The sequence below is a fragment of the Gammaproteobacteria bacterium genome (assembly GCA_022340215.1).
In the GTDB taxonomy this organism is placed as follows: domain Bacteria; phylum Pseudomonadota; class Gammaproteobacteria; order JAJDOJ01; family JAJDOJ01; genus JAJDOJ01.
In genome coordinates this window covers 1-8993 of sequence record JAJDOJ010000235.1, presented here as the reverse complement: position 1 = coordinate 8993, position 8993 = coordinate 1, and the positions used below count along the sequence as shown (strand labels likewise).

Here is an 8993-nt window from a genome sequence, read left to right as displayed (position 1 = left end):
CCGTCGGCGAAGCGCTACGCCGCTCGGGTCGTCGGCCCCTCGAAATCATCTGAAGGTCAGTACCTGTACTACCTTCACGAGTGGCTGGACTGACGTTTGGAACTACCGGTCCCACTTCATCGGTCGTAGGGTGGACAAGTGAAACGCAGTCCACCCGTTTCGTATCCGGAGGTTGTTCCGGTAGAATGCGCCGCGCTTTTCCACCCTGCACCTTCCAATACCCTGCGCAGTGCCGGGTTCCCTTGTCGCTAGCCCCCTGCAGGGGGAGCTGTCATACTGAATCGACTCCCTTCTTTGCGGTCATCACATGGAAAACGAGTTCTGGATCGAGCGCTGGGAAAGGAATCAGATCGGCTTCCACCAGGCCGAAATCAATACCTACCTGAAGGAATTCTGGCGCACCCTGGAAGTGCCCGGGAACGGGCGCGTCTTCGTGCCGCTGTGCGGCAAGTCCCTGGACATGATCTGGCTACGCGCCCAGGGACACGAGGTGCTGGGTGTCGAGATCAGCCCGATTGCGGTCCGGGACTTCTTCGCCGAGAACGATCTGAACCCCAGCCACCGTCCGTCCGGAAAGATGGAGCGTTACGAGGCCGACGGGCTGTCGATCCTCTGCGGCGACTTCTTCTCCCTGTCCACCGATGATCTGGCTGGGTGTTCGAGCGTCTACGACCGGGCCTCACTGATCGCGTTTCCGCGGGACATGCGGCGGGGTTACGCCGAACGACTCAAGGCCATCCTACCGCCGTCGACACCCATTCTGCTGGTGACCCTGGAATACCCTCAGGACGAGATGCCGGGTCCACCCTTCTCGGTTGCGGAGGACGAGGTCAGGGACCTGTTCGAATCGCAGTACGTCGTTCAGCGTCTCCAAGCCGGTGACGCACTGGCGGACAACAAACGGTTTCGCGAGCGTGGCCTCAGCCGTCTGACGGAGAGAATCTTCGCCCTGTCGCCACACGAACCCTGAACCCCGGCCGCACCATGTGATAGTAATGAGTTCCTCGTCCGCCCGACCGTTACCGGGCCCCGTCACACGGCTGGTATCGGGCTACCTGGCCGAGGGGCCGATTCAACCGGGGATTCTCCCGAAGAATGATCCATGGACTGCCTTCGGGCGACGACCGTCCATCCTCTGCGCGGCTCAGGTCTTACCGTGGCCGGCGATCTCGGCATGCAGGGGTTTGGTCTCCTCGTAGGTCTTCATCTGCTCCTCGGTGGCCTCGAGCTGGTATTTCTCTTTCCACTCGCCGTAGGGCATTCCGTAGACCGCCTCGCGGGCCTGATCGTAGTCCATCTCCTCACCGCGGTCGCGCGCCGCGGCTAGGTACCATTTCGACAGGCAATTACGACAGAATCCCGCCAGATTCATCAGGTCGATGTTCTGAACGTCGGTGCGGCGTCTCAGATGTTCCACAAGACCGCGAAATGCGGCGGCCTCCAGTTCGGTGCGTGTCTGCTCGTCCATACTGGCTCCTGATCGCTTATTCCGCCTCGTCGCGCTCGACCGGTGTGAGGATCACACTGGGCTGGTCACCCACGCGATAATATCCGGGCGAGCGCAGCATGTCGGCCATCGCCTCGTCCCGCCCCGCCATGGTGTCGAACCAGCGATAACCGGTCCACCCTTCACCGAGCAGGTGGGATTGCGCCATCGGGTCGTTCTCCGGCAATGTCACCTGTATCCCGTATTTCTTCATGTCCCCTTCATTTACCTGCATTTCATCGTGTTTTCGCTAGAATGGGTGCCTGAACCACGACCTGGATTCCGGCCCCTCGCGAATGTGCGAGCCCCGGCTCCCCGAACTCGCCCCATTATAGCCGGGTCGTAGTTAATAAATCGGGGTTATAGGCAATGCATTGGTTTACGTTTCGGAAGCGCAAGGCCCCCCCCCGTCACCGGCCTGATCCTGCCGGGAGGCGGCGCACGCAACGCCTACCAGGCAGGTGTGATCAAGGCCGTTGCCGAACTGATTCCGGGAGATGCCGACAATCCCTTCCCGTCGCCCGGCCAGATCACGGGCTATGTCTTCGACACCCTGTTCATGGACAGCCTCGATGCGGATATCTAGCGACTGAACCGCATCAACCATACGATAAGCCAAACCCGGGACGGGCGAGTCGTATACCAGCTCAAGGCCCTGCGTCAGATCGAGTTCCTCGTGATCTCACCCAGCATCTCACCCAGCCGGGATATCCGCGAACTGGTCGACACCCACGCCGGGGCCCTGCCACGCACCGTGCGTACCCTGGTGAAGGCCTTTGGTGCGGTCACGCGCTGGGCCAGACGCTGCTCAGCTACCTCCTGTTCGAGGCGCCCTATTGCCGCGACCTGCTGGAGATGGGTTACCGGGACGCCATGCGCGTCAGCGGCGAGATCCGCCGATTGCTGAAACTCCAGGAAGACGCCGGCGAAGCTCCCCCGGTCACGGTAACCGGGGACAAAGGGCACCTGATACCTGCAGCGCCGAGGGGGTGAGTCGCATAGAATAATCCGGCATCGTCCTGCTCGGAGCCCAAGGCATGAAATCACCACGGGTCACACCCGGCGAGATCGCGTCCTTCCGTCGCGGGTTCCGCACGATTCTGCTTGCAACCTCGGATGAAGTCGGTGAGGCCCTGTGCAGCTACGCGCCGTATGTCGAGGACGAGGAAAATCAGATCTACGTGTTCGTCAGTCGCCTTGCGCGGCACACCGCAAACCTGCTCGAGCGGGGCCGCGCGCACCTGATGTGGATCGAGGACGAAGCGAACACCACCAACCTCTTCGCCAGACGGCGCCTGACATTGCGGTGCGATTCCCATGCCATTGCCAGAGATTCCGATCTCGGAAATACCATACTGGCACGCTTCGAGGAGCGGTTCGGGGCATTTTTCCACACCCTGCGGGGACTCCCGGACTTCGAGCTCATTCAGCTGATTCCCCGCTCGGGCGACTACGTGAAGGGATTCGGACAGGCATTCGAGCTGGGCGGCCGTGAACTGGGAGAGATTCAGCACCGTATACCACCGTCTCCCCGAACTGCCGAGACACTGCCCGCGGATGTCCTCGAGTTCTGGTTCTCCGGCACCACGCGCAAGCACTGGTTCAATGCCACCGAAGCGTTCGACCGGGAGATCCGCGAACGCTTCCTGGAAACCTGGCGGGCGGCAGAACGAGGCGAGCTGTCGCACTGGGAATCGAGCCCCGAGGGCGCGGTGGCGCTGACCATCGTCCTCGATCAGTTCCCGCTCAATATGTTTCGAGGCCGGCCGGAAGCGTTCTCCACCGAGGCCCGGGCGCGGGAGGTTGCCAGCCGTGCCATCGACCGCGGCCTCGATCGGGAACTCGACGATGCACACAAGGGCTTCCTCTACATCCCCTTCATGCACGGCGAGGACCTGGACGATCAGGACCGCAGCGTCGCGCTCTATCAGCGTGCGGGGCTGACAGACAGTCTGAAGTGGGCGCGCCACCACCGCGAGATCGTCCGCCGTTTCGGGCGATTTCCGCACCGAAACGTTATCCTGGGACGGCAGAACACCGACGAGGAGGAGGCCTATCTGAACGCGTCGGAGGGCTTCAGGGGATAGCGACCCGAGACACGCCAGGGAACGGTCCATGAAACCATTGCTAATCATCAAGGCCGGGGAGAAGCTGCCGTCGCTGGCGGCCTACCCCGGGGACTTCGAGGACTGGATGGTCCCGAATCAGCGCGCCGGCGACCTGGTCACTCACCTCGTCGACGTCAGACGGGACGTGTTGCCACCCACCGGAGACGTCGCCGGCGTGATCGTCACGGGTTCCAGCGCCATGGTGACCGACGGACTCGACTGGGCGCGGAGTACCGCGCGGTGGCTGAGCAAGGCCGCGGATATGGGGTTGCCGGTCCTGGGTGTCTGTTTCGGGCATCAGCTCCTGGCCCATGCACTGGGCGGCAGGGTCGACAACAATCCCAACGGTGTGGAGATCGGTACGGTACGGGCCCGGCTGACGCCGGACGCGCCGGGTGACCGGATCTTCGGTCACCTGCCGCAGGAGCTGCCCGTCAATGCGAGTCACCGCCAGGCAGTGCTCGAACTGCCGCCCGGCGCCCTGCGTCTGGCCGCGACCGACAAGGACGCCAACCACGCCTTTCGCTACGGCGATTCGGTCTGGGGCGTTCAGTTCCACCCGGAATTCGACCGGGAGATCGTCAACGCCTACGTCGCCTACTATACGCCCGACCTGGCCATGCAAGGGGAAAATGCCGCTGAAATCTCGGCGAGTTCACGAGACACCCCCGACGGCAGCTCGGTTCTGCAACAGTTTCATACCATTTGTCGGGCCCTGGCAGACACGAACTGACACCCGCACCATGATTCGATGGCAACCGGTGCCGATCTACGATTACCGAGCGTGGTCAAAAAGACAGTTAATCTTCAGAACGAGGTGAATATCCCGGCGTAGCGGCGTTTGACCGCAACACATCGGCACACGGATTGCTAGTTAATTGGGTGTGGAATTTGAACTAGACTTCGTAGAAGTCAGCATCCTGCCGGCAGGCAGAGGGGACAATGCCCGTGAGGAACATACCGGACTTTGCCAGAACGGCCTTTGGCCACATCGACCACCGGGATGCACGCTTCCTGATCGAGAAGTTCCCGGGCCCTGGCCGCAGCTATGAGGAGATCGCGGAACTGATCGACGCCCTTCCCCTCACACTCGAATCATCGCTGAACAGTGACTGGCTGTTCGAATCCATCTTCGACCAGAAACAGAAACTGCTGGATATCTCGCCTTTCCTGCTGTTCAGCGTATTGCTGAGGCGCTGCTGGGAAGGGTCCCCCGGCACGGAAGACCGAAAGGTCCTCAACTATCTCGCCAACCTGCTCAGCCTGTTCGTACACGGCGACAGGATGCACCGGGTCGAGGCGCATGACCGGGAGGAACACGGCTATCTGACCGCGCTGATCGAGGAGGCCCTGCAGGCCGACTCCCGGCGCCAGTTCCTGATCCATTCCCATATCGGGAACTATTCGCTGTTCCTGACCGGCATCTTCCCCCACTGGGTCGACCACCGGCACCGGTACCGCAAGCGCCCGGCCAATCTGCGCACCTACATCGATTTCGGCAGCGGTTACTTCCAGCAGGCATCGACGCACGGCCTGGCCAGAGAATACGGTCTGCAGGGCGTGTTTCTGCGCCTGGCCATGATGTTCGACGAGTACCGCACGCTGCTCAACCGGATGGCCAGCACCTACCTGCAGCCGCAATGGGGTTGAGCCCGCAACGTTTCTTGGCGGGGTCTCAGACCTGCTGGACCGGATGCCGGACGGAGTCCCCGAGGGTGTGGTCGGCACGCTCTAAGCGCGCTCCCGGGTGGTCCCCGTCCTGCTGATGTGTGCCCGACAATTCACGCCGCTTATCCTGGGTGTACTGCTGTGCCAGTGGACCTGGGCAGAGTCCCAGGCAACCGGCGGTGAGAGCAGCGTGCGCCCCGGTATCAACAGGGCCTACGCGAACCCGCAGATCGAGATCTGGAAGCAGCGATTCGAGCGGCCGGGTCGAGAAGTCTACGACCGTCGATTCGATATCGTGGACGCCACGGGTGTCCAGCCGGGAATGACCGTAGCGGACATCGGTGCCGGAACGGGACTGTTCACCTGGCTGTTCTCGGACCGGGTGGGACCGATCGGCACGGTCTACGCGGTCGACATCTCCGAGGGGTTCATCGAGAACATCGACAGGAAGGCAAGGGCCATGGGCAGGGACAATGTCATCGCCGTGAAGAATTCGCCTCGAGATGCAGCACTCCCGAAGGGGAGCGTCGACATCGCATTCGTCTGCGACACCTACCACCACTTCGAATATCCGATCAGCATGCTGGCCTCGGTCAGGGATGCCCTGCGTGACGGCGGAGAGCTCGTCATCGTGGATTTCCGCAAGATACCCGGGCTCAGCTCTCCCTGGGTCATGGGCCACGTGCGAGCGAACCGCGACGCCGTGGTCGCCGAAATCGAAAACGCGGGATTCGGGCTACGAGGGGAAAGCGACCTGCTCCGTACCAATTACATGCTGCGGTTCGTGAAGGTCGAGGCCCGTCACTGACGCCACAACGCTGGTGCTTCATCGCAAGAAGACCGCGCTCTCCCACCTGTCTCGCCAGGAGTTTTCTCCACTCCAGCGAATGATCCCGAGCGCCGCCTGAGGGTCGTCCGGCAACGTGCTAGTCCAGCACCAGCGACACCAGCCCGTCGACCAGCTTGGGTTCGAACCAGGTGGATTTCGGCGGCATGACCTCGCCGGCGTCCGCCACCGACATGAGGTCGTCAATACTGGTGGGGAACAGGGAGAAGGCGACCGCCATCCCGCCGCTGTCCACGCGCCCTTTCAGCGCCTCGAGACCACGAATCCCGCCGACGAAATCGATGCGCTCGTCGCGGCGCGGATCGGAGATCCCGAGTATGGGTTCGATGAGATGGTGCGACAGCAGACTGACGTCCAGTCGCGCCACCGGATCATCACCGGGAATGCGGGTCGGATCGAGGTTGAGTCGATACCACCTGCCACCCAGGTACATGCCGAACTCGGCCCGCCCTTCGGGTCGCACCGCCTCGGCCGCGGGCACGACGGCGAAGCGCTCGGCGACCTGGTCGAGAAACCCGTCCTCGGAGAGACCGTTCAGATCACGCACCACGCGATTGTAGTCCAGGATCTTCAAACTCCCGGCGGGAAAGATGACGGACAGGAACCCGTTCGCAGCAGCCGGGGCCGCGGATCCGCTTCCCCGCCGCGCGGCACTGACACGCGAGGCGGCGGCCGAGCGGTGATGACCGTCGGCGATGTAGAGTGCGGGCATCGCATCGAAGGCATTCACCAGGCGCTGGTTCACTGCATCGTCGTCGATCACCCAGAGCGCATGGCTCACCCCGCCCTCTGCCGTGACCTCGACATCCGGCGTCCCCTGCGACTGCCGCCCCAGGATGGACTCGACATCAGGGGAATATTCGAAGGCGAGCAGCACGGGACCGGTCTGCGCATTGAGGGCCTCGATCTGCCGGACCCGGTCGTCCTCCTTGGCGGGCCGTGTGAACTCGTGCCGGCGGATCCGGTTGGTATCATAGTCCGCCACGGAGGCGGCGGCGACCAGACCCGTCTGCTCATGATCACCCATGATCATCCGGTAGACATACAGCCGCGGGGCCGGATCCCGGACCAGGATACCCTCCTCCAGCATCCGCACCATGTTCCGGGCTCCGGTCTCGTACACCGCGTCGGCATAGGGGTCCGTCCCTCGCGGCAGGTCGATCTCCGGCCGGGAGATGTGCAGAAAGCTCCACGGACGGCCCTCGGCCATCTCGCGCGCCTCCTCGGCGTTCATGACGTCATACGGCGGCGCGACCACGTCGGCGGCGCGCGAGGCGGCGGGCCGCAGGCCCGCGAACGGTTGGATCAGGGACACGATCCCCTCCTGGAAATGGCTGGAAACGGCGAGGATCGGGGAACGGGACGTTCAGGCATGGATCAGCCGCCCTGAATCTCGATCGAAGCGACCGGACCCAGTGCCTGACGGATCTCCTCCAGGGTGACGAAGGTCCCCAGGGGATCGGTGGTCACCTTGCAGGTCAGGTCGCGCACATCGGGCTGTTGCGAGGACCGCAGTCCCATGACGGTGATGAAGACGATCTCCCGTGACTGATCGAACATCCCGCCCCAGGCCAGTGAAGCCACCCGGACCCCGCGCCCGTCCGCATCCAGGCCGAACGGTCTGCGAAACTGGTTGAATCCCGAGACCTGGAACTCCCCGGCCTCGATGGTTCGAGATGAATCCAGCGGACCCATCGCCTTGAATGCGCAGGAGGGATAGAACCGGCTCACGGCGTTGGCATCGACCACCTTTCCCCCCTGCAGGTAGACGTGGGACGAGCCCGTGGGCACGGGCAGGGACTGATGCACGGTGAGGAGCGATCCTGCCGGAATGCGATAGTAGGGAGAGGACTGGGTCGGCGGCGCGGTCCGGCAGCCAACCGGGACGAGGGCCACCGCCAGGAGCAGAAAGGTGCGAAGATTCATGTTCTACCTCCCGTCTTGGATATCGCCGGTATCCGGAGATACCCGTTGGCAGGATACGGATCGGAAATCCCTTTCATTCGACAGAATGTACAATAGGGGCCCTGGGACTCCAACCGTCGCCGTGACGCCGCGCCGACACCCCGAACGCCGGAGTCGAGCAACGATTGTCATGCCATGCCGCGTCTCGTCCTGTTTCCCCGCGACCTTTCATACGCCCCTGTCTCGGGTGAGGACATGGCCGGGATTCTACGCTCGCTCGGACTCATCGGGGACCCGCTCGGCCCGACACGCTACCTGGCCGGCAACGGGTTTCTGGACGGCATCGTGTTTCTCGGCTGCTCGCCGCGTATCGAGTTGTCGCCTCCCCCTGGCGCGATGACAAACTCGTTCGATTTCTGCCACGTACATATCCCTCAACCGTCAATCGATCCGCAACTGCACGCCGGCCGGAATCTCAAGGCCCCGCGCTGCCCAGGATGCCGAAAGCCATTCGCGGGCAGGGACGAGATTCGCAGGGCGGCCATACAGCTCATGCTCCCCCGTCCCTGCGCCGCCTGCGGGCACAGCGCGGCGCCGATCGAGCTCGACTGGCGCAAGAGCGCCTGTATCTCACGCTTTATTGTGAACATTCACAACGTCCACGAAAGCGAGGCCGTCCCCACTCCGGGCTTGCTGGCTGGCATGAACAACGCCACGGACACGGCCTGGGCCTATTGTTACATCGACGACTAGCTCCCCGTCTGGGTGATAATGACGACACATCATCTGGACCAAACCGACGAGGACCCGCAATGCAAGTCACCATCGTACACGTTCACGTCAAACCCGGGCACGCCGAGGAGTTCATCGAGGCGACACGACTGAATCACGAGGCCTCGGTCGCCGAACCGGGAAACCGGCGTTTCGACGTCCTTCGCTCGCCCGACGAACCGGACCGCTTCGTTCTCTACGAGGCCTA

The 8993-nt window shown here is 63.0% G+C and carries 12 protein-coding genes and 1 pseudogene; 8 read left to right on the top strand and 5 right to left on the bottom strand.

What is annotated here, in order from left to right:
- The first annotated feature begins 307 nt into the window (after positions 1 to 307).
- Positions 308 to 970 carry a thiopurine S-methyltransferase gene (locus LJE91_16375; protein MCG6870244.1) on the top strand — a complete coding sequence of 221 codons (663 nt, stop codon included), beginning with the start codon at positions 308 to 310 and terminating at the stop codon, positions 968 to 970.
- 174 nt (positions 971 to 1144) lie between these two features.
- Here the strand turns inward: LJE91_16375 and LJE91_16370 are convergent, their stop codons facing one another.
- The 3 genes from LJE91_16370 to LJE91_16360 form a co-directional block, all read right to left on the bottom strand.
- A complete protein-coding gene (locus LJE91_16370) occupies positions 1145 to 1468 on the bottom strand; it encodes a DUF1244 domain-containing protein (protein MCG6870243.1) in 324 nt (107 codons plus the stop codon).
- 16 nt (positions 1469 to 1484) lie between these two features.
- The gene (locus LJE91_16365; protein MCG6870242.1) at positions 1485 to 1700 is read right to left on the bottom strand and encodes a hypothetical protein; all 216 of its coding nucleotides are present in this window, start codon (positions 1698 to 1700) and stop codon (positions 1485 to 1487) included.
- Between the two features lie 446 nt (positions 1701 to 2146).
- Positions 2147 to 2452, bottom strand: a complete 306-nt coding sequence (locus LJE91_16360) for a hypothetical protein (protein MCG6870241.1) — start codon at positions 2450 to 2452, stop codon at positions 2147 to 2149.
- Between the two features lie 71 nt (positions 2453 to 2523).
- Between LJE91_16360 and LJE91_16355 the strand changes: the two are divergent.
- From LJE91_16355 to LJE91_16335, 5 genes and pseudogenes are all read left to right on the top strand, one after another.
- Positions 2524 to 2796, top strand: a pseudogene (locus tag LJE91_16355) (pyridoxamine 5'-phosphate oxidase family protein).
- A gap of 237 nt (positions 2797 to 3033) precedes the next feature.
- Positions 3034 to 3573: a DUF924 domain-containing protein gene (locus LJE91_16350; protein MCG6870240.1), complete on the top strand. Its 540-nt coding sequence runs from the start codon at positions 3034 to 3036 to the stop codon at positions 3571 to 3573.
- A 28-nt stretch (positions 3574 to 3601) separates the two neighbouring features.
- The gene (locus LJE91_16345) at positions 3602 to 4327 is read left to right on the top strand and encodes a glutamine amidotransferase (GenBank protein ID MCG6870239.1); all 726 of its coding nucleotides are present in this window, start codon (positions 3602 to 3604) and stop codon (positions 4325 to 4327) included.
- A gap of 215 nt (positions 4328 to 4542) precedes the next feature.
- Positions 4543 to 5244 carry a hypothetical protein gene (locus LJE91_16340; GenBank protein MCG6870238.1) on the top strand — a complete coding sequence of 234 codons (702 nt, stop codon included), beginning with the start codon at positions 4543 to 4545 and terminating at the stop codon, positions 5242 to 5244.
- Between the two features lie 115 nt (positions 5245 to 5359).
- Positions 5360 to 6070 (top strand): methyltransferase, encoded by a 711-nt coding sequence (locus tag LJE91_16335; GenBank protein MCG6870237.1) that lies wholly within the window; start codon positions 5360 to 5362, stop codon positions 6068 to 6070.
- A gap of 118 nt (positions 6071 to 6188) precedes the next feature.
- Here the strand turns inward: LJE91_16335 and LJE91_16330 are convergent, their stop codons facing one another.
- Both LJE91_16330 and LJE91_16325 read right to left on the bottom strand, forming a co-directional pair.
- Positions 6189 to 7424 carry a DUF1015 family protein gene (locus LJE91_16330; protein MCG6870236.1) on the bottom strand — a complete coding sequence of 412 codons (1236 nt, stop codon included), beginning with the start codon at positions 7422 to 7424 and terminating at the stop codon, positions 6189 to 6191.
- Positions 7425 to 7486: 62 nt separating this feature from the next.
- Positions 7487 to 8035, bottom strand: coding sequence for a hypothetical protein (locus LJE91_16325; protein ID MCG6870235.1), 549 nt, complete (start codon positions 8033 to 8035; stop codon positions 7487 to 7489).
- A 174-nt stretch (positions 8036 to 8209) separates the two neighbouring features.
- Here LJE91_16325 and LJE91_16320 point away from each other — a divergent pair, with 174 nt between their 5' ends.
- Together LJE91_16320 and LJE91_16315 are read left to right on the top strand one after the other, a co-directional pair.
- A complete protein-coding gene (locus LJE91_16320; protein ID MCG6870234.1) occupies positions 8210 to 8767 on the top strand; it encodes a hypothetical protein in 558 nt (185 codons plus the stop codon).
- Between the two features lie 59 nt (positions 8768 to 8826).
- The coding region (locus tag LJE91_16315) for an antibiotic biosynthesis monooxygenase (protein MCG6870233.1) at positions 8827 to 8993 on the top strand (167 nt) is incomplete at its 3' end.

What these genes read in the sequence shown, in the direction of transcription:
- LJE91_16375 (MCG6870244.1), top strand. Translation starts at nt 308, where the DNA reads ATGGAAAACGAGTTCTGGATCGAGCGCTGGGAAAGGAATCAGATCGGC.
- LJE91_16370 (MCG6870243.1), bottom strand. Translation starts at nt 1,468, where the DNA reads ATGGACGAGCAGACACGCACCGAACTGGAGGCCGCCGCATTTCGCGGT.
- LJE91_16365 (MCG6870242.1), bottom strand. Translation starts at nt 1,700, where the DNA reads ATGAAGAAATACGGGATACAGGTGACATTGCCGGAGAACGACCCGATG.
- LJE91_16345 (MCG6870239.1), top strand. Translation starts at nt 3,602, where the DNA reads ATGAAACCATTGCTAATCATCAAGGCCGGGGAGAAGCTGCCGTCGCTG.
- LJE91_16335 (MCG6870237.1), top strand. Translation starts at nt 5,360, where the DNA reads ATGTGTGCCCGACAATTCACGCCGCTTATCCTGGGTGTACTGCTGTGC.
- LJE91_16325 (MCG6870235.1), bottom strand. Translation starts at nt 8,035, where the DNA reads ATGAATCTTCGCACCTTTCTGCTCCTGGCGGTGGCCCTCGTCCCGGTT.
- LJE91_16320 (MCG6870234.1), top strand. Translation starts at nt 8,210, where the DNA reads ATGCCGCGTCTCGTCCTGTTTCCCCGCGACCTTTCATACGCCCCTGTC.